Annotated in this window: 19 protein-coding genes; 18 read left to right on the forward strand and 1 reads right to left on the reverse strand. The window is 71.9% G+C overall.

Annotated features, from left to right (window positions below; translation table 11 throughout):
- Positions 1-27 precede the first annotated feature (27 nt).
- From AC1DXT_RS10605 to AC1DXT_RS10680, 16 genes are all read left to right on the forward strand, one after another.
- Positions 28-579 (forward strand): NuoB/complex I 20 kDa subunit family protein, encoded by a 552-nt coding sequence (locus AC1DXT_RS10605; protein ID WP_421743496.1) that lies wholly within the window; start codon positions 28-30, stop codon positions 577-579.
- Positions 576-1,370, forward strand: a complete 795-nt coding sequence (locus tag AC1DXT_RS10610) for an NADH-quinone oxidoreductase subunit C (RefSeq protein ID WP_477061317.1) — start codon at positions 576-578, stop codon at positions 1,368-1,370. Before AC1DXT_RS10605 ends, AC1DXT_RS10610 begins: the two co-directional genes overlap by 4 nt.
- On the forward strand, positions 1,367-2,716 hold the full coding sequence (locus AC1DXT_RS10615) for an NADH-quinone oxidoreductase subunit D (protein ID WP_477061318.1): 1,350 nt from the start codon (positions 1,367-1,369) through the stop codon (positions 2,714-2,716). The genes AC1DXT_RS10610 and AC1DXT_RS10615 overlap by 4 nt, the downstream gene beginning before the upstream one ends.
- On the forward strand, positions 2,716-3,552 hold the full coding sequence (gene nuoE / locus AC1DXT_RS10620) for an NADH-quinone oxidoreductase subunit NuoE (protein WP_477061319.1): 837 nt from the start codon (positions 2,716-2,718) through the stop codon (positions 3,550-3,552). The genes AC1DXT_RS10615 and nuoE overlap by 1 nt, the downstream gene beginning before the upstream one ends.
- The gene (gene nuoF / locus AC1DXT_RS10625) at positions 3,552-4,883 is read left to right on the forward strand and encodes an NADH-quinone oxidoreductase subunit NuoF (protein ID WP_477061320.1); all 1,332 of its coding nucleotides are present in this window, start codon (positions 3,552-3,554) and stop codon (positions 4,881-4,883) included. Before nuoE ends, nuoF begins: the two co-directional genes overlap by 1 nt.
- Positions 4,880-7,459, forward strand: a complete 2,580-nt coding sequence (locus tag AC1DXT_RS10630) for an NADH-quinone oxidoreductase subunit G (RefSeq protein WP_477061321.1) — start codon at positions 4,880-4,882, stop codon at positions 7,457-7,459. Before nuoF ends, AC1DXT_RS10630 begins: the two co-directional genes overlap by 4 nt.
- On the forward strand, positions 7,456-8,805 hold the full coding sequence (nuoH, locus tag AC1DXT_RS10635) for an NADH-quinone oxidoreductase subunit NuoH (protein WP_477061322.1): 1,350 nt from the start codon (positions 7,456-7,458) through the stop codon (positions 8,803-8,805). Before AC1DXT_RS10630 ends, nuoH begins: the two co-directional genes overlap by 4 nt.
- Entirely contained in the window at positions 8,798-9,598 is an 801-nt protein-coding gene (nuoI, locus tag AC1DXT_RS10640) for an NADH-quinone oxidoreductase subunit NuoI (RefSeq protein ID WP_477061323.1), read from the forward strand. Before nuoH ends, nuoI begins: the two co-directional genes overlap by 8 nt.
- The gene (locus tag AC1DXT_RS10645) at positions 9,595-10,527 is read left to right on the forward strand and encodes an NADH-quinone oxidoreductase subunit J (RefSeq protein ID WP_477061324.1); all 933 of its coding nucleotides are present in this window, start codon (positions 9,595-9,597) and stop codon (positions 10,525-10,527) included. Before nuoI ends, AC1DXT_RS10645 begins: the two co-directional genes overlap by 4 nt.
- Positions 10,524-10,823, forward strand: coding sequence for an NADH-quinone oxidoreductase subunit NuoK (gene nuoK, locus AC1DXT_RS10650; RefSeq protein ID WP_056088780.1), 300 nt, complete (start codon positions 10,524-10,526; stop codon positions 10,821-10,823). The genes AC1DXT_RS10645 and nuoK overlap by 4 nt, the downstream gene beginning before the upstream one ends.
- Before the next feature lie 8 nt (positions 10,824-10,831).
- On the forward strand, positions 10,832-12,817 hold the full coding sequence (gene nuoL, locus AC1DXT_RS10655) for an NADH-quinone oxidoreductase subunit L (protein ID WP_477061325.1): 1,986 nt from the start codon (positions 10,832-10,834) through the stop codon (positions 12,815-12,817).
- Between the two features lie 15 nt (positions 12,818-12,832).
- Positions 12,833-14,365, forward strand: coding sequence for an NADH-quinone oxidoreductase subunit M (locus AC1DXT_RS10660; protein WP_477061326.1), 1,533 nt, complete (start codon positions 12,833-12,835; stop codon positions 14,363-14,365).
- Positions 14,362-16,023 carry an NADH-quinone oxidoreductase subunit NuoN gene (nuoN, locus tag AC1DXT_RS10665; protein ID WP_477061327.1) on the forward strand — a complete coding sequence of 554 codons (1,662 nt, stop codon included), beginning with the start codon at positions 14,362-14,364 and terminating at the stop codon, positions 16,021-16,023. The genes AC1DXT_RS10660 and nuoN overlap by 4 nt, the downstream gene beginning before the upstream one ends.
- Before the next feature lie 48 nt (positions 16,024-16,071).
- A complete protein-coding gene (locus AC1DXT_RS10670) occupies positions 16,072-17,079 on the forward strand; it encodes a polyprenyl synthetase family protein (RefSeq protein WP_477061328.1) in 1,008 nt (335 codons plus the stop codon).
- 73 nt (positions 17,080-17,152) lie between these two features.
- The gene (locus tag AC1DXT_RS10675) at positions 17,153-18,556 is read left to right on the forward strand and encodes an RDD family protein (RefSeq protein ID WP_477061329.1); all 1,404 of its coding nucleotides are present in this window, start codon (positions 17,153-17,155) and stop codon (positions 18,554-18,556) included.
- Between the two features lie 88 nt (positions 18,557-18,644).
- Positions 18,645-19,376 carry a PP2C family protein-serine/threonine phosphatase gene (locus AC1DXT_RS10680; protein WP_477061330.1) on the forward strand — a complete coding sequence of 244 codons (732 nt, stop codon included), beginning with the start codon at positions 18,645-18,647 and terminating at the stop codon, positions 19,374-19,376.
- Here AC1DXT_RS10680 and rarD read toward each other — a convergent pair.
- A complete protein-coding gene (gene rarD, locus AC1DXT_RS10685; protein WP_477061331.1) occupies positions 19,345-20,316 on the reverse strand; it encodes an EamA family transporter RarD in 972 nt (323 codons plus the stop codon). The genes AC1DXT_RS10680 and rarD overlap by 32 nt on opposite strands.
- A gap of 303 nt (positions 20,317-20,619) precedes the next feature.
- Between rarD and AC1DXT_RS10690 the strand changes: the two genes are divergently transcribed.
- The gene (locus AC1DXT_RS10690; protein WP_477061332.1) at positions 20,620-22,404 is read left to right on the forward strand and encodes a carbohydrate-binding module family 20 domain-containing protein; all 1,785 of its coding nucleotides are present in this window, start codon (positions 20,620-20,622) and stop codon (positions 22,402-22,404) included.
- 259 nt (positions 22,405-22,663) lie between these two features.
- On the forward strand, positions 22,664-24,040 hold the full coding sequence (locus AC1DXT_RS10695) for an FAD-dependent oxidoreductase (RefSeq protein ID WP_477061333.1): 1,377 nt from the start codon (positions 22,664-22,666) through the stop codon (positions 24,038-24,040).
- Positions 24,041-24,092: the final 52 nt, after the last annotated feature.

Consider the following 24,092-nt stretch of genomic DNA (forward strand, 5'->3'; position numbering starts at 1 on the left):
TCGCTGCTGTTCCCCAGGAGGTTTGAGATGGGCATCGAAGAGGCACCGTCGGGGTTCCTGCTCACGACGGTCGAGGACCTCGTGGGGTACTTCCGCAAGGCGTCGCTCTGGCCGGTCACGTTCGGGCTGGCGTGCTGCGCCATCGAGATGATGGCCGCCGGCGCCAGCCGGTTCGACATCTCGCGGTTCGGCATGGAGGTGTTCCGCGCATCCCCGCGACAGGCGGACCTCATGATCGTCGCCGGTCGCGTGAGCCAGAAGATGGCGCCCGTGGTGCGTCAGGTCTACGACCAGATGTCCGAGCCGAAGTGGGTGCTCTCCATGGGCGTCTGCGCCAGCTCCGGTGGCATGTTCAACAACTACGCGATCGTGCAGGGCGTCGACCACATCATCCCGGTCGACATCTACCTGCCCGGCTGCCCGCCGCGGCCCGAGATGCTCATCAACGCGATCCTGGCGCTGCACGAGCAGATCGAGAACGAGCCGCTCGGCGGCAACCGCAAGGCGGCGGCCGCGGCCGCCGAGGCCGCCGCGCTGGCCGCGACGCCGACGTCGCAGATGACGGGGCTGCTCAAGTGACCGAGAAGACCGACGCCGCCGACGCCGCGAAGCCTGGTGGCGGGAGTGACTCGACGACCGCCGCGCAGCCGACCAGCGAGGCCGCGCTCGAGGCCGGCTCGCAGAACGTCCCCGCCGAGGGGCGGACCCAGATCGAGGTCGTCGACGTCCGCCGCGGCATGTTCGGTGCCACCGGCTCGGGCGACACCTCCGGCTACGGCGGGCTCGTCACCGCGATCGCGCTGCCCGGCCCCAGCGAGCGGCCCTACGGCGGCTGGTTCGACGAGGTCGTGGACATCCTCACCGAGGTGCTCGACGAGTCCGGCACCACCTACGCGGCCGCGGTCGAGTCGGTCGTCGTCGACCGCGAGGAGCTCACGCTGCACGTGGCGCGCGAGCACATCGTCGAGGTGTCGCAGGTGCTCCGGGACGACCAGGACCTGCGGTTCGAGCTCAGCCTCGGCGTCTCGGGCGTGCACTACCCGCACGACGCCGGCCGTGAGCTGCACGCGGTCTACCACCTGGTCTCAGTGACCCACTCGCGTCGGCTGCGGCTCGAGGTCGCGGTCTCCGACTCGGACCCGCACCTGCCGTCGACCGTGTCGGTGTACCCGGCCAACGACTGGCACGAGCGCGAGACCTACGACTTCTTCGGGTTGATCTTCGACGGACACCCGGGTCTGGCCCGCATCGAGATGCCCGACGACTGGCCGGGCCACCCGCAGCGCAAGGACTACCCCCTCGGGGGCATCCCGGTCGAGTACAAGGGCGCCACCGTGCCGCCCCCGGACCAGCGGAGGTCGTACCGATGACCACCCAGACACCCCGTTCCACCGCGCACGTCGTCGACGCCGACACCGAGGGCGTCCCCTCGTTCGAGGCGTCCGGCGGCGACTGGTCCGAGATCGCCGAGGAGGCCGCCCGCCTCGGCGAGGAGCGGATCGTCGTCAACATGGGCCCGCAGCACCCGTCGACCCACGGCGTGCTCCGGCTCATGCTCGAGATCGACGGCGAGACGGTGACCGAGGCCCGCGCGGGCATCGGCTACCTGCACACCGGCATCGAGAAGAACATGGAGTTCCGCACCTGGACCCAGGGCGTGACCTTCTGCACGCGCATGGACTACGTGGCGCCGCTGTTCCAGGAGACCGCGTACTGCCTCGCGGTCGAGAAGCTGCTCGGCATCACCGACGACGTGCCCGAGCGGGCCACCGTCATCCGGGTGCTGATGATGGAGCTCAACCGGATCACGTCGCACCTCGTCTGCCTGGCCACCGGCGGCAACGAGCTGGGCGCCACGACGATCATGACCGTGGGCTTCACCGCCCGCGAGGAGATCCTCAAGATCTTCGAGCTGATCTCCGGCCTGCGCATGAACCACGCGTACATCCGTCCGGGCGGGGTCGCGCAGGACATCCCGCCGGGCGCGATCGACACGATCCGCGAGGCGCTGGTGCTCGTCCGCGGCTACTTCAAGCAGCTCGAAGACCTGATGATGGCCAACCCGATCCTGCACCTGCGGCTCAAGGACGTCGGCTACCTGGGCCTGTCCGGCTGCATGGCGCTCGGGATCACCGGGCCGGTGCTCCGGTCGGCCGGGCTGCCCTACGACGTGCGCAAGGCCAACCCGTACTGCGGGTACGAGACGTACGACTTCGACGTCCCCGTGGCGCAGTCGGCGGACTCCTGGGGGCGCCTCGTGCTCCGCGTCGAGGAGTGCTACCAGTCGATGAAGATCGTCGAGCAGACCCTGGACCGCCTGCAGAAGATGGGCCCCGGGCCGGTCATGGTCGAGGACAAGAAGATCGCCTGGCCCGCGCAGCTGGCCATCGGGTCGGACGGCATGGGCAACTCCCTCGACCACATCCGGGAGATCATGGGCACCTCGATGGAGGCCCTGATCCACCACTTCAAGCTGGTCACCGAGGGTTTCCGCGTGCCGGCGGGCCAGGTGTTCCAGACGGTCGAGCACCCTCGTGGAGAGCTCGGCGTGCACCTGGTGTCCGACGGGGGGACGCGGCCGTACCGCGCGCACTTCCGCGACCCGAGCTTCAACAACCTGCAGGCCACGTCGATCATGTGCGAGGGCGGGCAGGTGGCCGACGTTGTCGTCGCCGTCGCGTCCCTCGACCCGGTGCTGGGAGGGGTGGACCGCTGATGTCGATCGAGACCGGCAGGACCCACAAGACCGCGTACGACGCGGACACGCACGCGCGACTGACGGCGGACTCGGACGCGATCGTCGCCCGCTACCCGCAGGCACGGTCGGCCCTGCTGCCGATGCTGCACCTGGTGCAGTCCGAGGACGGCTACGTCAGCCCCCGCGGGATCGCGTTCTGCGCGGCCCACCTCGGCCTGTCCACCGCCGAGGTGTCCGCGGTCGCGACCTTCTACACGCAGTACAAGCGGCACCCCAACGGCACGTACACGGTCGGCGTCTGCACCAACACGCTGTGCGCGATCATGGGCGGCGACGCCATCTGGGAGGACCTCTCGGACCACCTGGGCATCGGGCACGACGAGACCACCGACGACGGGGTCATCACCCTCGAGCGCGTCGAGTGCAACGCGGCCTGCGACTACGCACCCGTCGTGATGGTCAACTGGGAGTTCTTCGACAACCAGACCCCGGACAGCGCCCGGCAGATCGCCGACGACCTCACCGCCGGCAAGGCGGTCGTCCCCACGCGTGGGGCAGCGAGCGTCTGCTCGTTCAAGGAGATGTCCCGCGTGCTGGCCGGTTTCGGCGACGGACGGGCCGACGAGGGCGTCGGGGCCGGTGCGCCGACCCTGCGCGGCGTCGAGCTGGCCCGGGCCGAGCACTGGACGGCTCCCGAGCTCCCGACCGGCACGACGGCGGCACCCGCCGGCAGCACCGAGCCGAAGGTCGGCGGTGAGCAGTCGAGCGCCGAGCGCCCGGTCACCACCCCGGCCGACACCTCGCCCGCCGCCGAGCGCAAGAAGCAGTCCTCCGACGACGCGAAGGAGTCGTGATGGCGACGACCCTCACCCCGGTCCTCACGGACACGTGGGACGCCGACCGCTCCTGGACGCTCGCCTCGTACGAGGACGCCGGCGGCTACCGGGGCCTGCGCAAGGCGCTCAGCCTGCCGGCCGCCGACGTCGTCACCATGGTCAAGGACTCCGGCCTGCGCGGCCGCGGGGGAGCCGGCTTCCCGACGGGCATGAAGTGGGGCTTCCTGCCCGCGCCCGACGGCGGACCCCGCTACCTCGTGGTGAACGCGGACGAGTCCGAGCCGGGGACCTGCAAGGACATCCCGCTGATGATGGCCAGCCCGCAGCACCTGATCGAGGGCATGATCATCACCAGCTACGCGATCGGCTGCCACCACGCGTTCCTCTACGTACGCGGCGAGGTGCTGCACGTCTACCGCCGCCTGCTGAAGTCGATCGAGGAGGCCCGCGCCAAGGGGTACCTCGGCACCGACATCCTCGGCTCCGGCTTCGACCTCGAGATCACCCTGCACGCGGGTGCCGGCGCGTACATCTGCGGCGAGGAGACGGCGCTGCTCGACTCGCTCGAGGGCCTGCGCGGTCAGCCGCGGCTCAAGCCCCCGTTCCCCGCGGTCGCGGGCCTGTACGCGCGGCCGACCGTGGTGAACAACGTCGAGTCGATCGCGTCGGTGCCGGGCATCGTCGTGGGCGGCGCCGACTGGTTCAAGTCGATGGGCACCGAGAGGTCCACCGGCCACGGGCTGTTCTCCCTGTCCGGCCACGTCACGCGGCCGGGGCAGTACGAGGCCCCCCTGGGCATCACGCTGCGCGAGCTGCTGGAGATGGCCGGCGGCATCCGCGAGGGCCACGAGCTGAAGTTCTGGACGCCCGGCGGGTCGTCGACGCCGATCTTCACGGCCGAGCACCTCGACGTCCCGCTGGACTACGAGTCGGTCGGCGCGGCCGGCTCGATGCTGGGCACCCGTGCGCTGCAGATCTTCGACGAGACCACCTCCGTGGTCCGCGCGGTCACGCGGTGGACGGAGTTCTACAAGCACGAGTCGTGCGGCAAGTGCACGCCGTGCCGCGAGGGCACGTACTGGCTGACGCAGGTGCTGCAGCGGATCGAGGCGGGGCAGGGCACGCTCGCCGACATCGACCTGCTGCTGGACCTGTGCGACAACATCCTCGGCAAGGCGTTCTGCGCCCTGGGGGACGGCGCCACCAGCCCGATCACCTCGGCGGTGCAGTACTTCCGGGAGGAGTTCGTGGCGGGGACGCACACCCCGGCGGACGTCCTCTTCCCGCCGGAGAACAGCTCCCTGTTCGCCTACACACCGAAGCACGAGCTCGCTGGGGTGCACGCATGACGATCCTGTCCTCCGGGCCGACGACCTCGCTGGTCCCGGCCGCGCCGGTCGCGCCCGCTGCACCCGAGGGTGACCTGGTGACCTTCACGGTCGACGGCATCGAGACCGCCGTGCCCAAGGGCACCCTGGTGATCCGTGCCGCCGAGCAGCTGGGCATCCAGATCCCGCGGTTCTGCGACCACCCCCTGCTCGCCCCGGCCGGCGCGTGCCGCCAGTGCCTGGTCGAGGTCTGGGCACCCGGCCGCGACGGCGCCCTGGCCAAGATGCCCAAGCCCCAGGCCAGCTGCACGCTCGAGGCCACGCCGGGCATGCAGGTCAAGACGCAGCACACGTCGCCGGAGGCCGACAAGGCCCAGCACGGCGTCATGGAGCTGCTGCTCATCAACCACCCGCTCGACTGCCCGGTCTGCGACAAGGGCGGCGAGTGCCCCCTGCAGAACCAGGCGATGAGCAACGGCCGCGCCAGCACCCGCTTCGTCGACGTGAAGCGCACGTTCCCCAAGCCGATCGCCATCTCCACGCAGATCCTGCTGGACCGCGAGCGCTGCATCCTGTGCCAGCGCTGCACCCGGTTCTCCGAGGAGATCGCCGGCGACGTCTTCATCGACCTGCAGAAGCGCGGCGCCAACCAGCAGATCGGCACGTTCGACACGAACGTGCTCGGGTTCGTCGGCGAGGCCCCGCTCGGCGCGTCCGCGGAGGACACCTCCGGGCGTCCGTTCGCGTCGTACTTCTCCGGCAACACCGTGCAGATCTGCCCGGTCGGCGCCCTGACCAGCGCGGCGTACCGCTTCCGGTCCCGCCCGTTCGACCTGGTGTCCACCCCCGGGATCGGCGAGCACGACTCGCAGGGTTCTGCCATCCGCATCGACCACCGCCGCGGCGTCGTGCTGCGCCGGCTGGCGGGCGAGGACCCGACGGTCAACCAGGAGTGGATCACCGACAAGGACCGCTTCGCGTTCACGTGGCAGTCGGCGCCGGACCGCATCACCACCCCGCTGGTCCGCAACGCCGACGGCGAGCTCGAGCCGGCCAGCTGGGTGGAGGCGCTCGACGTCGCCGCCGCCGGCCTGCGTGCGGCTCAGCAGCCGGACGACCCGCGCGACACCGCGATTGGTGTCGCGGTGCTGCCTGGTGGCCGCCTGACGCTCGAGGACGCTTACGCGTACGGCAAGTTCGCCCGGGTCGCCCTGGGCACCAACGACGTCGACGGCCGCGCCCGCCCGCACTCGGCGGAGGAGGAGACCTTCCTCGGCCACCACGTCGCCGGCCGCACCCTCGAGGTCACGTTCGCCGACCTCGACCGCGCGCCCGCGGTGCTGCTCGTCGGACTGGAGGCCGAGGAGGAGGCGGGCATCGCGTTCCTGCGCCTGCGCGACTCGGTCGTCTCCCGCAAGCTCCGGGTGCTCTCGGTCGCCGCCCTGGCGAGCCGCGGGCTCGAGCGACTCTCCGGCACCCTCCTGCCCGCCGCGCCCGGCACCGAGGCGGAGGTGCTCGACGGCATCGGCACCGACCCTGCTCTCGCGGAGACCGCGACGCTGCTCGGCACCGCCGGCGCCCTCGTCCTCGTCGGGGAGCGCCTGGCGGGCGTGCCCGGTGGCTTCTCCGCCGCCCTGCGGCTCGCGCAGCGCACCGGCGCGCGGCTGGCCTGGATCCCCCGTCGCGTGGGGGAGCGGTCCGCCGTCGAGGCCGGTCTGCTGCCCTCGCTGCTGCCCGGCGGCCGTCCGGTCGCCGACTCGGCCGCGCGGGTGGACCTGGCCGCCGCCTGGGGCGTCGACCACCTGCCTGCCGAACCGGGCCGCTCGACGACCGAGATCCTCGCCGCCGCCCGTGCCGGTCTGCTCGGCGGCCTCGTCGTCGGCGGGCTGGAGCTCGCGGACCTGCCCGACCCGGCCATCGCCCGCGAGGCGCTCGACCGGGCCACGTTCGTGGTCTCGCTCGAGGTCCGGCACTCCGAGGTCACCGACCGCGCCGACGTCGTCCTGCCCGTCGCGCCGCCGACCGAGAAGCCCGGCACCTTCGTCACGTGGGAGGGGCGCCCGCGCCCGTTCCCACAGGCGCTCGTGTCGCACTCGATGGCCGACCACCGGGTCCTGGACCGGCTCGCCGACGCCCTGGGCGTGGAGCTCGGCCTGCAGACGATCGGGGCCGTGCACGACGAGCTCGACCAGCTGGGCGGCTGGGACGGCACCCGCGTGGGTGCGCCCGACGTGCCCGCCGCCGAGCCGCCGGCCGTGTCCCCGGGCGCCGCCGTGCTGGCCACCTGGCACCAGCTGCTGGACGGCGGCCGCCTGCAGTCCGGCGAGCCGTTCCTGGCCGGCACCGCCAAGCGCCCCGTCGCCCGCATCTCGGCCGGCACCGCCACCGCGGTCGGCGTCGAGGACGGCGGGTCCCTGACCGTGTCCACCGACGCGGGCTCGCTCACGCTCCCGGCGGTCGTCACCGACATGCCGGACCACGTGGTGTGGCTGCCGACGAACGCGGTCGGCGCCGGTGTCCGCGACGCCCTGCACGCCGACGCGGGCCACCTGGTGCGCCTCGCGCCGGGTGCTCGTGACCTGGAGGCCAGCGCATGAGGATCCTCGGCGAGGCCGTGGCACCCGTCACCGCCGACTTCAGCAACGACACGTGGTGGATCTGGCTGATCAAGGCCGTCGCCATCGTCGTGTTCCTGCTGACCAGCGTGCTCATCGCCATCTGGTTCGAGCGCAAGGTCGTCGCCCGCATGCAGGTGCGGCCCGGGCCCAACGTGCACGGCCCGTTCGGGTTGCTGCAGTCGCTCGCGGACGCCATGAAGCTCCTGGTCAAGGAGGACATGACGGTCAAGGCCGCGGACAAGCTGGTCTACATCGTCGCGCCCATGATCGCGGTGTTCTGCTCGCTGCTCACGTTCGCGGTCATCCCGTTCGGTCCCAACGTGAGCATGTTCGGCATCGACACCCCGATCCAGCTCACCGACTTCCCGGTGGCCGTCCTCTACATCCTCGCCTGCGCCTCCGTCGGCGTGTACGGGATCGTGCTCGGTGGCTGGTCGTCCGGGTCCACGTACCCGCTGCTCGGTGCGGTCCGCTCGACCGCGCAGGTCATCAGCTACGAGCTCGCGATGGGCCTGTCGCTGGTCAGCGTGTTCATCCTGGCCGGCTCGATGTCGACGTCGCAGATCGTCACGTCGCAGACCGCCGTGTGGTGGTTCCTGCCGTTGCTTCCGGCGTTCATCATCTACGTCATCTCGATGGTCGGCGAGACCAACCGCCTGCCGTTCGACCTCCCGGAGGCCGAGGGCGAGCTGGTGTCCGGGTACATGACCGAGTACTCGTCGATGAAGTTCGCGTGGTTCTTCCTGGCCGAGTACATCAACATGCTCAACGTCTCGGCGGTCGCCACCACGCTGTTCCTCGGCGGCTGGCGTGCCCCGTGGCCGATCTCGGCGATCAACGACGGCATGTTCAACACGGGCTGGTGGCCCGTGCTCTGGTTCCTGGCCAAGCTCTGGCTGCTCATGTTCGTGTTCGTCTGGATCCGCGGCTCCGTCCTGCGGTTCCGGTACGACCAGTTCATGAAGATCGGCTGGAAGTTGCTCATCCCCGCTGCCCTGACGTGGGTGGTCTGCGTGGGTGTCGTCCAGGGCGTGCGGCAGTTCTCCGGCCTCGACCTGCGCACGATCCTGTTCGTGCTCGCCGGGATCGTGCTGCTGGGCCTGCTCATCTCGTTCCTCGTCCCGGAGAAGAAGCAGCCACCCGCACCGAAGCGGCCCCCCGGTCCGCAGGTGTACGACCCCTTCGCCGGCGGGTACCCCGTGCCCCCGCTGCCGGGGCAGGTCCTGCCGCCCTCGCCGCGCAAGCAGCGGGCGGCCGCGGCCGCTGCGGCTGACGACGAGAACTCGACGACCCCCCAGGTCACCCAGGAGGTGCACGGTGGCTGACCAGCGCAAGCCCGTCCGCAAGCCGGCCCCGGCCCAGCCCGCGAAGGGCAAGGCCGTCGCGCCGAAGCCGCGCGCCGGCGAGGTCGCGGCCCCGCAGGAGGGGTACCAGTCCCTCATCGAGCCGCGCGGTCCGCTCTCGGACCTGTTCGCCCCGGTCGGCGGGTTCGGCGTCACGCTCTCGAACATGTTCCGGCCGACGGTGACCGACCAGTACCCGTCGGAGAAGGCACCGACCAAGCCGCGGTACCACGGTCGTCACCAGCTCAACCGCTACGCCGACGGGCTGGAGAAGTGCATCGGGTGCGAGCTGTGCGCCTGGGCATGCCCCGCGGACGCGATCTACGTCGAGGGCGCGGACAACACCCCCGACAACCAGCGCTCGCCGGGGGAGCGGTACGGCAGCGTCTACCAGATCAACTACCTGCGCTGCATCTTCTGCGGCCTGTGCATCGAGGCGTGCCCGACGCGCGCGCTGACCATGACCAACGAGTACGAGCTGGCCGGTCCCACGCGTGCCGGGATGATCTGGGAGAAGCAGGACCTGCTGGCCCCGCTGCGCAGCGGGATGCTCCAGGCGCCGCACCCCATGGTCGAGGGCACCACGGACACGGACTACTACCGCGGGGCCGTCACGGCCTCGACGCCGGCGCAGGCCGCGTGGGTCTCCGAGCACCGTCCCGACGACCCGACGTTGCCCGGCGGCGCGGGGCTGGACGCGGCGAACGTGCCCGGTGAGACGGCCGCCGTCATGGCCGCGACCGTGGCCGCCGCGACGAAGCAGGGGAAGCGATGAGAGGCCTGGCCACGACCCTGCTCGAGACGGGGGAGACGACGACCGCCGAGGCGGTGCTGTTCTGGACGCTCGGACCGATCATGGTCCTCGCCGCCCTGAGCCTGCTGTTCGCCAAGAAGGCGGTGCACGCCGCGCTCTCCGTGGTCGTCGTGATGATCTCGCTGGCGTTCCTCTACGTCGCGCAGGACGCCGTGTTCCTCGGGGTCGTGCAGGTGGTCGTCTACACCGGCGCCGTGATGATGCTCTTCCTGTTCGTGCTCATGCTCGTCGGCGTCGACAGCTCGGACTCGCTGGTGGAGACCATCCGCGGTCAGCGCTGGATCGGCCTGCTGGCGGGCGCCGGACTCGGTGTGGTGCTCGTCGGCGTCGTCGGCCGCGCGACCTACGGCAAGCCGTTCGGGCTGAGCGGCGAGGCGAGCTCGCAGAACCCCACCGGCGTCGCGCACATCATCTTCGGCGAGTACGTGTTCGCGTTCGAGGTCGTCGGCGCCCTGCTCGTCACCGCCGCGCTCGGCGCCCTCGTGCTCACGCACCGGCAGCGGCTCACGCCGCGCGTCGGGCAGCGGGAGCGGGCCGACGCGCGCGTCGCCGCCGGTGGGTCGCTGACGCCGCTGCCGGCACCGGGTGTGTACGCCCGCCACAACGCGATGGACGTCCCGGCCCTCGGGCCTGACGGCCAGCCCCTGGAGAACTCGGTGTCCCGCGTGCTGCGCATCCGCGGGCAGGAGGCCGACGCCGAGGAGTTCGCGGCCCGGACCGAGCGGGTGCTCGCGGGAGCCTCCCAGGTGCGCGGCACCCCACCGCCTCTGGCGGCACCCGAGGGAGCGTCGGCGAACGCGCCCGAGCTCGGCGCCGCGGTGAGCGACACGGGCCAGAACGGCCCGTCGACCGGCCCCTCGGGCGTCATCGGACAGGAGGACGGCAAGTGAGCCTCACCCACTACCTGGTCCTGTCCGCGCTGCTCTTCTCGATCGGCGCCACGACGGTCCTGCTGCGCCGGAACGCGATCATCGTGTTCATGGGCGTCGAGCTCATGCTCAACGCCTCGAACCTGGCGCTCGTGACGTTCGCCCGGATCCACGGTGACCTGACGGGGCAGGTGCTCGCGTTCTTCGTGATGGTCGTCGCCGCCGCCGAGGTCGTCGTCGGGCTCGCGATCATCGTGGCCATCTTCCGCACCCGGCGCTCGGCCTCGGTCGACGACATCAACCTGTTGAAGAGCTGAGGGGCGACGTGCACACCCTGACCACTCTGGTGGCGAGCCTGCCGTCCGAGAGCTTCGAGCCCGCGAGCGAGATCGTCCGCAGCGGCGTGCTCCTCGTCGCGCCCCTGCTCGTCGGCCTGCCCCTGCTGAGCGCCGCGGTGCTCCTGCTGTCGGGCCGCCGGTCCGACCGGTGGGGCCACTGGCTCGGCGTGCTGGCGTCGACGGCGTCCTTCGTGGTCGCCGCGATCGTGTTCGTCGCGATGCTGCAGCGGTCGGCCGACGCCCGCGTCATCGACGTGTCGCTGGGTACCTGGATCGACGCGGGGGCCTTCCAGCTCGACGCGGGGATGCGGCTCGACCCGCTGTCGCTCACGTTCGTCCTGCTGGTGACGTTCGTCGGCACGCTGATCCACGTCTACGCCGTGGCGTACATGGAGCACGACGTCGACCGCCGCCGGTTCTTCGCGTACCTCAACCTGTTCGTCGCGGCGATGCTCATCCTCGTGCTGGCCGACAGCTACCTGCTGCTGTTCGTCGGCTGGGAGGGCGTCGGTCTCGCGTCGTACCTGCTCATCGGGTTCTGGAACCACAACTACGACTACGCGGTCGCCGCCAAGAAGGCGTTCGTCGCCAACCGCATCGGCGACCTGGGCCTGATCATCGCCCTCGGGCTCATGTTCGCCACCTTCGGCGCCGTGGACTTCGGGACCGTGCTCAGCGGCGTGGAGGGCAGCGCGAGCCAGGGGACCCTCACCGCCATCGGGCTCATGCTCCTGCTGGCCGCGTGCGGCAAGTCGGCGCAGTTCCCGCTGCAGTCCTGGCTCGGCKACGCGATGGCCGGCCCGACGCCGGTGTCCGCGCTCATCCACGCGGCGACCATGGTCACCGCCGGGGTCTACCTCATCGTCCGGTCGGCACCCCTGTTCGACGCCGCACCGACGGCCCAGCTCGTCGTCGTCATCGTCGGCGCGATCACCCTGCTGTTCGGGGCGATCGTCGGCTGCGCCAAGGACGACATCAAGAAGGCGCTGGCCGCCTCGACGATGTCCCAGATCGGCTACATGATCCTGGCCGCCGGGCTCGGCCCGGTCGGGTACGCGTTCGCGATCTTCCACCTGATCACGCACGGCTTCTTCAAGGCCGGGATGTTCCTCGGCGCCGGCTCGGTCATGCACGGCATGGACGACCAGGTGGACATGCGCCGCTTCGGCGGGCTCGCCCGGTACATGACCATCACGTGGCTCACGTTCATGGCCGGGTGGCTGGCCATCATCGGCGTGCCACCGTTCTCCGGGTTCTTCAGCAAGGACAAGATCATCGAGGCCGCGTTCGTCCCGGTCGACGGGTCGCCGTGGCGGGCCTGGGTGTTCGGCGGCATCACGCTGCTGGGCGCCGGGATCACCGCGTTCTACATGTCCCGGCTGTTCTTCATGACGTTCGAGGGCGAGCGCCGCTGGTCCACCAAGCGCGACGGCACGGCGCAGCACCCGCACGAGTCCCCGAAGCTCATGACGTGGCCGATGATCGTCCTGGCCATCGGGTCGATCGGCCTCGGGTTCTTCCTGAACCTGGGGGGTCGGTTCGTCGACTGGCTCTCGCCGGTGCTCGGGCACCCGGAGCACGAGGAGCCGGTGCTGCCCATCTGGGTCCTCACCGTCCTCACGCTCGGGCTCGTGATCGTCGGCGTGGTGATCGCCTGGCGGCGGTACGCCGTCTCGCAGGTGCCGGTCATCCCCCCGGTGGGCACGGAGCTCACCCGCGCCGCGCGCGTCGACCTCTACCAGGACTCGGTCAACGACGTCCTGCTGGTCGAGCCGGGGCAGGCGCTCACCCGCTCGCTCGTGTACGCGGACCGCACGGTCATCGACGGCACCGTCACCGGGGTCGGCCTGTCCACCGTCCTGCTGGGCGGGTGGGCGCGGCGCCTGCAGACCGGGTACGTCCGGTCCTACGCCGCGTCGATGCTGCTCGGGCTCGTCGTCCTCGTCGTCGCCGTCCTGGTCATCCAGAACTGAGGAGTGCTCACACCGATGTCGTCCTCCCTCCCCTGGCTGACCGCCCTCATCGTCGTGCCCCTGCTGGGCGCGGTCGCGCTGTGGGTGCTGCCTGCCAGTCGCACCCGGGCCGTCGCGCTCGGCGTGGCGCTGCTCGAGCTCCTGCTCGGTGTCGCTGCGCTCACCGCCTTCGACGTCGCCGACGCCGGCACCGTCCAGCTCACCGAGGTCCACGGCTGGATCCCCGCGTTCGGGGTGTCCTACGCGGTCGGCGTCGACGGTGTGGGCCTGATCCTCGTGCTCATGTCGCTGCTCATCGTGCCGGTCGTGGTGCTTGCCGCGTGGCGCGAGCAGGGTGCGCTCACCGTCGCCACCGACCGGCTGCGCCGCTACCTGGCCCTCGTCCTGCTGCTCGAGGCGTTCATCGTCGCGGTGTTCGCGGCGCGCGACGTGTTCTTCTTCTACGTCCTGTTCGAGGCCATGCTCATCCCGGTCTACTTCATGATCGGGCTCTTCGGCGGTGCCCAGCGCAGGTACGCGGCCGTGAAGTTCCTGCTGTACTCGCTGACCGGCGGGCTGATCATGCTGGTCGCCGTGATCGCCCTGTACCAGCAGGGGCCGGGCGGTCCGCAGGGCTTCCTCACCGAGAACCTCACGGGGATCGCGCTGGACCCGACGGCCGAGAAGCTCATGTTCAGTGCGTTCTTCCTGGCGTTCGCCATCAAGGCGCCCATGTTCCCCGTGCACACGTGGCTGCCCGACGCCGCCGAGAACGCCCCCGCCGGCACCTCGACGCTGCTGGTCGGCGTGCTGGACAAGGTCGGCACGTTCGGGATGCTCACGCTCTGCCTGCCGCTGTTCCCGAACGCGTCCCGCTGGGCTGCGCCGGTGGTCATCGTGCTGGCCGTGGTCTCGATCCTCTACGGGGCGCTGCTCGCGATCGGGCAGAAGGACCTGATGCGCCTGATCGCGTACACGTCGGTCTCGCACTTCGGCTTCATCGTGCTGGGGATCTTCGCGTTCACGTCGACGTCGGTGGCCGGCTCGTCGTTCTACATGGTCAACCACGGACTCTCGACCGCGGCGCTCTTCCTCATCGCCGGCTTCCTGGTGGCTCGCCGGGGGTCGCAGCAGATCGCCGACTTCGGCGGGTTGCAGAAGGTGGTGCCGGTGATCGCGGGGACGTTCCTGGTGGCGGGCCTCTCGGCGCTGTCGCTGCCGGGCCTGTCGACGTTCGTCAGCGAGTTCCTCGTCCTGGTCGGCACGTTCGCCCGGCACCCCGCCGCGGCCATCGTCGCGAGCCTGGGCGTGGTGCTCGCCGCGATCTACGTGCTCTGGACGTACCAGCGCATGTTCACCGGCCCGGTGCGCCCGGAGCTCGCCGGAATGCCCGACGCCGTGACGCGCGAGAAGTGGGTCGTCGCGCCGCTGCTCGGCCTGATGGTGGTGTTCGGCTTCGTGCCCGGACCCGCGCTCGACCTGGTCCGGCCGCCCGCGTCCGTCACGCTCGAGCAGGTGGGCGTGCAGGACGTGCCGACCGCCGCTGCAACTGAAGGGAGCGACCAGTGACCGAGTTCGTCGCACCGGACGTCGACTGGGCCGCCCTGAGCCCCGTCGTCATCGTGCTGATCGCTGCCGTGCTCGGCGTCCTGGTCGAGGCCTTCGTGCCCGCCCGCCTCCGCCGCACGGTGCAGCTGTCCCTGGCGCTCGTGGCCCTCTTCGGCGCGATCATCGCGGTCGCCGCACTGTGGAGCGGCGTCGAGGACACGGGTGGCACCGTCGTGCTCGGCGGATCGCTGCTCGTCGACGGCCCGACCCTCGTCCTGCAGGGCACCATCGCCCTGCTGGCCCTGCTGGCGCTCCTGATCATCGCGGACCGCACCGAGACGGGGGAGGACGCGTTCGCGCCCAACGCCGCCGCGGTCCCGGGCTCGGAGTACGAGGAGCTGGCGCGCCGCAAGGGCGTCCGGCAGACCGAGGTCTACCCGCTCGTGCTCTTCGCCACCGGTGGCATGCTGATCTTCCCGGCCACGGGGGACCTGCTCACGCTCTTCGTCGCCCTCGAGGTGCTCTCGCTCCCGCTGTACCTGCTCACGGGCATGGCCCGCCGGCGTCGCCTGCTCTCGCAGGAGGCGTCCATGAAGTACTTCCTGCTGGGCGCGTTCTCCTCCGCGCTGCTGCTGTTCGGCATCGCGCTCGTCTACGGCTACTCCGGCTCGCTGCGGTACTCCGAGATCGCCGAGGCCACCCAGGTGCCCGGTGGGCTGGACAGCCTGCTGCTCGTCGGGTCCGTGCTGATCCTGTCCGGCCTGCTGTTCAAGGTCGGCGCGGTGCCGTTCCACACCTGGACGCCGGACGTCTACCAGGGTGCGCCCACCCCGATCACGGGCTTCATGGCCGCGTGCACCAAGGTCGCCGCGTTCGGTGCGCTGCTGCGGATCGTCTACACGATGCTCCCCGGCCTGGCGTGGGACCTCGGCGTGGTGCTCTGGACCGTCGCGATCCTCACGATGGTGGTCGGCACGGTGGCCGCGCTGGTGCAGACCGACATGAAGCGCGTCCTGGCGTACTCCTCGATCGCGCACGCCGGCTTCGTCCTCACGGGCATCATCGCGCTGAACAAGGCCGGCATCACCGCGGTGCTCTTCTACCTGCTGGTCTACGGGGCGGCGACCATCGGCGCGTTCGGCATCGTCTGGCTGGTGCGCGAGCGCTCCGGCGAGGGGCCGGGGGCGATCCTCGGCGAGGCCACCCACCTGTCGCAGTGGGCAGGCCTCGGCCGCAGCCACCCGCTGCTCGCCCTCACGTTCGCCCTGTTCCTGCTGTCGTTCGCCGGCATCCCGCTGACGGCCGGCTTTGTGGGGAAGTTCTCGGTGTTCTCCGCGGCGGTCGAGGGCGGCGCGTGGCCGCTGGCCCTCATCGGCGTGCTGGCATCGGCCGCGGCGGTGTTCTTCTACGTGCGGATCATCGTGCTCATGTTCTTCACCGAGCCGGCGGGTGCCGACGAGGTGGCCACCGGCTCGGCCGTGTCGGCGCCCTCCGACTCGGCGATCGGGGGCACCGCGGTGGTCGTCGAGGCCCGTTCCACGGTCACGACGGCGGTCGTGGGGACCGAGGGGTTCGCCGTGGTCGCGATCGCGGTCTGCGCGGTCCTCACGGTCCTGCTCGGCGTGTTCCCGTCCCCGGTGCTCGAGCTCATCGACGGCGTGGCGGCATTCCTGCCCTGAGTGCCCCGCCTGTCGGGCGCGGTCGCTGCGCCGGGATAGGTTCTAGCCGTGACTTCCCTGACGGCCTTCCCGCTGGCCGATCCTGACCTGGCCGACCGGTTGGCCGTGCGCCTCGCGCTGGTCGAGGAGCGCCTGCGGGACGCGGTGACCAACGTGGACCCTCTGGCCGACGACGCGTCGCGCCACCTGGTGAACGCCGGCGGCAAGCGGCTGCGCCCGCTGCTCACCCTGCTGGCGGCCGAGCTGGGCGACGGCTCGCGGCGTGAGGTGGTCGACGCCGCGGTCGTCGTCGAGCTCACCCACCTGGCCACGCTCTACCACGACGACGTCATGGACTCGGCGCCCCTGCGCCGCGGCGCACCGGCGGCGCACGAGGTCTGGGGCAACTCGGTCGCCATCCTCACCGGGGACCTGCTGTTCGCCCGGGCATCGGCCACCGTGGCCGGGCTCGGCCCCGACGCGGTCCGCATCCAGGCCGCCACGTTCGAGCGCCTGTGCCTCGGCCAGCTGCACGAGACCGTCGGCCCGCGGCCCGAGGACGACCGGGTCGCCCACTACCTCCAGGTGCTGGCGGACAAGACCGCGTCGCTCATCGCCACGTCGGCCCGGTTCGGGGCGATGTTCGCGGGCTGCCGACCCGACGTGGTGGCCACCGTCACCGGGTTCGGCGAGAAGATCGGCGTGGCCTTCCAGCTGGCCGACGACGTCATCGACCTCACCTCCGACGGGGACGTCACCGGCAAGACGCCGGGGACGGACCTGCGGGAGCGGGTGCCGACGATGCCGGCGCTGCTCCTGCGCGCCCGCGCTGCGGGCCCGGACGCGACCGAGGAGGACCGGCGGCTGGTCGCCCTCCTCGACGGCGACCTCTCGGACGACGACGACCTCGCGTCGGCCGTCGCGGCGCTGCGCGTGCACCCGGTGGTCGGCGAGACCCGGGACCGCGCGGTCGCGCTGGCGCAGGCCGCGGTCCGCGAGCTCGACCCGCTGCCGGCCGGGTCGGTGAAGGACGCGCTCGTGTCGTTCGCGGACGCGCTGGTGGACCGCGCGTCCTGAGGTCGTCGCGGGGACCCGATCTGGCACCATGGCCGCGCGGCCCCGCTCCCGGGACCGCAGCCGGAGGACCGCCGTGAGCACGACCCCGACCGAGCCGACCGCGCCACTGCCCACGCGCGCGTCCCGGCGTGCGACGAGCGGCGCGGCGTCGTACCCGGTCACGCCGGGATCGGTCGCTCCTGTGGGCACCCGGGTGCTGGCGTACGCCCTCGACGTGCTCGTCGCACTGGCCGCGGTGGGCCTCGGGTACGCGGTCGCCGCGGCCGCGTCGGCGACCCGGGCCGTTCTCCTGCCCGGCCTCCTGGGCCTGGTGGTGGCGGTCGGGCAGTGGGTGGCGGAGGCGCGCACCGGTGCGACGGTCGGCGGCGCCGTGGTGGGCATCCGGACGGTGGCCGTCTCGACGGGTCGACCCGCCGGCATGCTCGCGATCCTCGTCCGGCAGCTGGTCGTCGCGGCCGGTGCCCTCGTGTGCCTGGTGGGCCAGTGGGTCGTGGTGGCGTCGGGCGCCTGGGACGACAGCCCGGCGCAGCGGGGCTGGCACGACAAGGCGGCCGGCACGCTCGTGCTCCGCGCACGGGCCCTGCGACCGCCGGCCGCCGGAGCGGGTACGACGGCGGCGTGGAACACCGCGGTCGCGCGCGCCGTCGGGCAGGGGCCGCGTGAGCCGATCCCGTTCGTGCCGCCGGACGCGGTGGGCCAGGCGCCGCGCGAGCCGATCCCGTTCGTGCCGCCCCCGCCCGGGCCGGACTCTGCCGGTCTGGTGCGGAGCGCGCCGGACGACCGGACCCGAACCGCCCCTGCACCCAGAGAGACCCCGGTCATCACGGGGATGCCCGGCGTCGATGCTGCACAGCCCGCGGTCGAGGCGCCGGCGGCGGCGTCGGTGATCGACGTGCCGGACGCGCCGGCCCTCGACGTCCCCGCGCCGCCGGTCGGAGCACGCGGCCTCCTCCCCGGGCCGCGCCCCGACCTCACGGGTGCCCCGCGGGTGCGTCCGGCCGACCCGGGCCTGGGCGAGCTCGAGCGTCTCGCCGACGCGCCGGTGGTACGTCCGGCGGACCCGGGGCTCGACGACCCGGAGCCCGCGGAGGTCGGCCTGGGCGACCTGGAGCACACCCGGCTGCGCCCGTCGGTCCCGGCGCCCCGCGTCCACCTGCACCTGCGGTTCGACACGGGCGAGGAGCTCGACGTCGAGGGCGACGGGCTCGTCGGACGCAGCCCGGCCACGGAGCCGGGGGTCGCCCACGTGGTGTCGATCGACGACCCCGACCGGTCGATCTCGAAGGCGCACCTCGCGTTCGGGCCGGAGCCCGGCGGTCGGCGCCTCTGGGTGGTGGACCGCGGGTCGACCAACGGCACGGTGCTCGTCGACCCGGACGGCACCAGCGTCGCGCTTCCCCCGGGCACGCGCGCGGTGGTCGAACGCGGGTGGACCGTGCGGTTCGGTCGGCGGAGCCTGCTGGTCCAGGACGGTTGACCTGCACCGCGGCTGCGCCGACCCGTAGCATGGCCGCCGTGAGGACGCCGACCGCCCAGCGACGACGCCGGGCCGCGGGGGCGCGCCGATGATCGACGACCGGGTGCGACTGGACGTCGGTGTCGCGACGGCCCGAGGACAGCGGGCTCGCAACGAGGACTTCCACTGGGCGGCCGACGGGGTGTTCCTGGTGGCGGACGGCATGGGAGGGCACGAGGCCGGCGACGTGGCCAGCCGCACGGCGATCGAGGTGCTCCGGGGTCTGGCCGTCGGCACCCCGGGACCCGACGACGCGCGCCGGACGGTCCGTCAGGCGCACTCCGCGGTCCGCGACCTCCCGGCGACCACCGGACGGCGCCCAGGCACCACCGCGACCGGCGTCGTGCTGACGGAGCACGGCGACACCCCGTGCTGGCTCGTGGTCAACGTGGGAGACTCGCGCACCTACCGGATGGCGGGCGGCGTGCTCGAGCAGGTCACGCTCGACCACTCGGAGGTCGCGGAGCTCGTGGCCAGCGGCATCGTCGCGGCCGACGAGGCGAGCCGGCACCCGCGACGGAACGTGGTGACGCGGGTGCTCGGCGGTGGCGCCTCGCAGGTCGAGCCCGACGTTTGGCTGCTCCCCGTGAGCCCGGGCGACCGCATGCTCGTCTGCTCCGACGGACTCACCGACGAGCTGTCGGACGCACGCATCGAGGCCGAGCTGCGGGCCGAGGACGCGGCTCAGCCCGCGGCGGACCGGCTGGTCGCCGCGGCGCTGGCGGCCGGCGGCCACGACAACATCACGGTCATCGTGGTGGACGCGACGCTGCGGCGCTGACGTCGGCCGCGCGACGGCTGAGCCGTTGGGCGTGACCGTGGCGGATGCCGTCGACCGTGAGGATGCCGAGCGCCACCCACACGAGCGCGAAGCCCCACCAGCGCGCGGCCGGCATCTGCTCGTGCAGGACGAGGACGCCGATGAGGAACTGCAGGGTCGGCGCGATGTACTGCAGCAGCCCGATCATCGACAGGGGCAGCCGCCGGGCAGCCGTGTTGAAGAGCAGCAGCGGGATGGACGTGACGATGCCGGACGACGCGAGGACCAGGGCGTGCCCGAGGCCCTCGGTCTCGAACGTCCCCGCCCCGACCGCGCTCAGCCACGCCAGGTAGCCGAGCGCCAACGGGAACAGGACGAGGGTCTCGACCGCCAGACCCGGCACGGCGCCGACGCTGCGTCCCACGCGGTTCTTGAGCAGCCCGTAGAAGCCGAAGCTCAGGGCGAGCGTCAGCGCGATCCAGGGCAGCTGCCCGTAGCCCGCAGTGATGATCACCACCGCGGCGGCCCCGAACCCGAGCGCCACCCACTGCACCGCGCGCAGCCGCTCGCGCAGCACGACGACCGCGAGCGTCACCGTCACGAGCGGGTTGATGAAGTACCCCAGGGCGGCGTCGACGACGCGGTCGGTGAGGATGCCGAACACGAAGACGAGCCAGTTGACGGCCAGCAGGACGGCTGCGACCGACAGCACGCCGAGGGTCCGCCGGTTCCGCAGCGCCGCGACGAACGTGTCCCACGTGCGGGTGGCGAGCAGCAGGAGGAGGCAGAACACCAGCGACCAGACGACGCGGTGCGCGATGATCTCGACCGCGCCGGCGGGCTGCAGCAGCGGGAAGTACAGGGGGAGGACGCCCCACAGGACGTAGGCGCCGACGCCGGTCGCCAGGCCGAGCCCGTCGAGGGGGGTCGTCGCCGGGCGGGTGGCGGGAGCGTCGGTCACCAGCAGAGCCTAGGTCCCTGTTGACGCGTCGGGAGACCTCCCCTAGTGTCCGGTTGCAGCAAGTTTCACCCGCGTTGCAGGGCGTGTTACAGCGTGTTGTGGCGCAGGTCCAGCGCGCCCTCCACCGGGGTCCCGGCGGTCGGCACACCTCCTCCCGGGACCGGTCCCGCCGGTCCCACCCGCGTTGCCGTGCGCCGCCACCACCCGGTGCGCGTCGGGCGGATGCAGGTCGGTCCCGCGACGGTGCGGTGACCGCGAGCGGCTCGACGACGTCGTCGGGCCCCACCTCGAGGAGTGCACCACGTGTCAGACCACCCGATCCACGTCCGACCGCGCCGAGCCGCCCTCGGCGCCCTGCTCGCCGCGGTGCTGGCCCTCGCCGGGCTGACCGCCGCGGGGCTCGCCACCGCCCGGCCCGCCGCGGCCGCACCCGCCACGATGCGCCCCGCCGCCAACCTGTTCCAGTGGACCTGGAACGCGATCGCGCAGGAGTGCACCACCCAGCTGGGGCCGGCCGGCTACGGCTACGTCCAGACGTCGCCCCCCAACGAGCACGTGGTGCTCGCCGGCCAGTGGTGGACGTCCTACCAGCCGGTCAGCTACAAGATCGCGTCCAAGCTGGGCACCCGCGCCGAGTACAAGGCCATGATCGACACCTGCCGGTCGGCGGGCGTCTCGGTCATCGCCGACGTCGTCGTGAACCACATGTCCGGTCAGACCAGCGCCGGCACCGGGTGGGCGGGCACCGCGTACTCCGAGGAGCGCTACCCCGGACCCGAGGGCGGCTACGGCCCGCAGGACTTCCACGCCTGCAAGACGAACATCAGCAACTACAACGACCGCTACCAGGTGCAGAACTGCCGGCTGGTCGGGCTGCAGGACCTCGACACGGGCAGCGACTACGTCCGCTCGGAGATCGCCGCCTACCTCAACGACCTCATCTCCCTGGGCGTCCGCGGCTTCCGGGTCGACGCGTCCAAGCACATCGCCGCGGCGGACCTGGAGGCGATCCGGGGCAAGCTCACCGACCAGAGCGTCTACATCGAGCACGAGGTGATCGCGGGCGGTGGCGAGCCGATCCAGCCGGCGGAGTACTTCGGCTCCGGGGACTCCAACGAGTTCAACTACTCCCGGAACCTCAAGTCGGTGTTCCAGAGCGGAACTCTGACCTCGCTCGGCGGGCTCAAGGACCAGTCCTGGCTGCTGCCGACCGACAGGGCCGCGGTGTTCGTCGACAACCACGACACCGAGCGCAACGGCGAGACCCTCAGCTACAAGGACGGCTCTGACTACCGCCTGGCCAACGTGTTCGCCCTCAGCTACCCGTACGGCTGGCCGACGGTGTACTCCGGGTACGCGTTCAGTGCCAACGACGCGGGGGCTCCCCAGCAGAGCAGCGGCAAGGTGAACGACGCCGTGTGCGGGCAGGGCACCTGGACCTGCGCGCACCGGTGGAACGAGACCGCGCACATGGTCGGCTTCCGCAACGCCGTCGGCACCGCAGCCCTGACCAACGTCTGGAGCGACGGCGGCCGGCTGGCCTACGGGCGCGGGTCGCTCGGCTACGTGGCGATCAACCGCAACGGCTCCGCCCTGCAGCGCACCTTCCAGACGTCACTTCCGGCCGGCCGCTACTGCGACGTGATCAGCGGCGCGACGACGAGCGGCGGGTGCTCCGGCACCACGGTCACGGTGGTGTCCGGCGGAGCGGCGTCGTTCACGGTCCCCGCCAACGGCTCGGTCGCCCTGCACGTGGGGCAGCCGGCCGGGGGCACGGCGACCCCCACGCCGACGACGTCGCAGATCTCCTTCGGTGTCGACGCGACGACGTCGTGGGGCCAGAACGTCTTCGTCGTGGGCGACCGCGCGGAGCTGGGCAGCTGGAACCCGGCGAGCGCCGTCGCGCTCTCGTCGGCGACCTACCCGGTGTGGCGGGCGTCCGTGACCCTGCCGGCGGGCACGGTCGTCCAGTACAAGTACGTGCGCAAGGAGTCGAACGGCGCGGTGACCTGGGAGTCCGGGTCCAACCGCACCGCGACGGTGCCGGCCAGCGGGGTCCTCACCCTGACCGACACCTGGCGCAGCTAGACGGTCCGGGCGCCGTCCTGCACTGCGGGACGGCGCCCGTGGCCCGCGGACGGGGGTGGCGTCGAGCGCGTGGAGGTGTGCGGCGCCACCCCTTCGCGCGTCTCACGTCTGTCCAGATGCTGGCGGCCACGGAAGGTCCGCCTCGCGCCCGGTCCTACACTGGCCTCGAGCACAGTCCTGCACGGTGCCGTCCGTCGTGCCTGCACCCGGCGTGACGCACTCCCGCAGGGCTCCCCTGATCGGAAGGCACCCGCGTCCCGTGAGCACCCCGACTCTGCGAGTGGCCGTCGTCGGCGCTGGCCCGGCCGGCATCTACGCCGCCGACATCCTGTCGAAGACCGACCTCGACGTCAGCATCGACCTCTTCGAGCGCCTGCCCGCGCCGTTCGGCCTCGTGCGCTACGGCGTCGCGCCCGACCACCCGCGCATCAAGCAGATCATCGTCGCGCTGCACAAGGTGCTGGAGCGCGGTGACATCCGCCTGCTCGCCAACGTCGACTACGGCACCGACCTCAAGCTGGACGACCTGCGCCAGTTCTACGACGCGGTCATCTTCTCCACGGGCTCCATCCGCGACGCCGCACTGCCGGTCCCGGGCATCGACCTCGAGGGCTCCTACGGCGCCGCCGACTTCGTGTCCTGGTACGACGGGCACCCGGACGTCCCGCGCACCTGGCCGCTGAACGCCCAGCACGTCGCCGTCCTCGGCGCGGGCAACGTGGCGCTCGACGTGGCCCGCATCCTGGCCAAGCACGCCGACGACCTGCTGCCCACCGAGCTGCCGGCCAACGTCTACGAGATCCTCAAGGCCTCGCCCGTCACGGACGTGCACGTGTTCGCGCGCCGCGGCCCGGCCCAGGTCAAGTTCTCCCCGCTCGAGCTGCGCGAGCTCGGTCACGTCCCGGACGTCGACGTCATCGTCTACCCCGAGGACTTCGACTTCGACGAGGGCTCGATGGCCGCCATCCACTCCTCGAACCAGACCAAGCAGGTGGTCAAGACCCTCACGGACTGGACCCTGAAGGAGCCGGAGGAGAACACCGCGAGCCGGCGCATCCACCTGCACTTCCTGCACAAGCCGGTCGAGATCCTGGGCGAGGACGGCCGCGTGGTCGGCGTCCGCACCGAGCGCACCGCCCTGAACGGGGACGGCAACGTCACCGGCACGGGCCAGCTGCAGGACTGGCCGGTCGAGGCCGTGTACCGCGCCGTCGGCTACTTCGGGTCGCCGCTGGTGGACATCCCGTTCGACGACGTCGCCGGCGTGATCCCCAACCGCGAGGGCCGCGTCGTCGACGTCGACGGTGAGCACCTGCCCGGCGTGTACGCGACCGGCTGGATCAAGCGCGGCCCGGTCGGCCTCATCGGACACACCAAGTCGGACGCGTCGGAGACCATCCGGCACCTCGGCGAGGACGTGGCCGAGGGCGGCGAGGCGTTCTACACGGCCACCGACCGCGACCCCGAGGCCGTCACCGAGTTCCTGCACGGCCGCGGCGTGGACGTCATCACGTGGCAGGGCTGGGAGCTCCTGGACGCGTACGAGCGCTCGCTCGGAGAGCCGCACGGCCGCGAGCGCGTGAAGCTCGTCCCGCGCGACGAGATGGTGGACGTCTCCCTGGGCCGCAACGGCTGACAGAACGCGCGCGACGTCCGAGCAGAGGCGGGTCAGAGCCCGCACCTGCTCG

The sequence above is a fragment of the Cellulomonas sp. P1_G12_2 genome (assembly GCF_056405535.1).

Bases quoted from the DNA above. Each gene is read 5' to 3' on its own strand.
- nuoF (WP_477061320.1), top strand. From the start codon at position 3,552: ATGGCGACGACCCTCACCCCGGTCCTCACGGACACGTGGGACGCCGAC.
- AC1DXT_RS10605 (WP_421743496.1), top strand. From the start codon at position 28: ATGGGCATCGAAGAGGCACCGTCGGGGTTCCTGCTCACGACGGTCGAG.
- AC1DXT_RS10660 (WP_477061326.1), top strand. From the start codon at position 12,833: ATGTCGTCCTCCCTCCCCTGGCTGACCGCCCTCATCGTCGTGCCCCTG.
- AC1DXT_RS10630 (WP_477061321.1), top strand. From the start codon at position 4,880: ATGACGATCCTGTCCTCCGGGCCGACGACCTCGCTGGTCCCGGCCGCG.
- nuoE (WP_477061319.1), top strand. From the start codon at position 2,716: ATGTCGATCGAGACCGGCAGGACCCACAAGACCGCGTACGACGCGGAC.
- AC1DXT_RS10615 (WP_477061318.1), top strand. From the start codon at position 1,367: ATGACCACCCAGACACCCCGTTCCACCGCGCACGTCGTCGACGCCGAC.
- AC1DXT_RS10680 (WP_477061330.1), top strand. From the start codon at position 18,645: ATGATCGACGACCGGGTGCGACTGGACGTCGGTGTCGCGACGGCCCGA.
- AC1DXT_RS10645 (WP_477061324.1), top strand. From the start codon at position 9,595: ATGAGAGGCCTGGCCACGACCCTGCTCGAGACGGGGGAGACGACGACC.
- nuoH (WP_477061322.1), top strand. From the start codon at position 7,456: ATGAGGATCCTCGGCGAGGCCGTGGCACCCGTCACCGCCGACTTCAGC.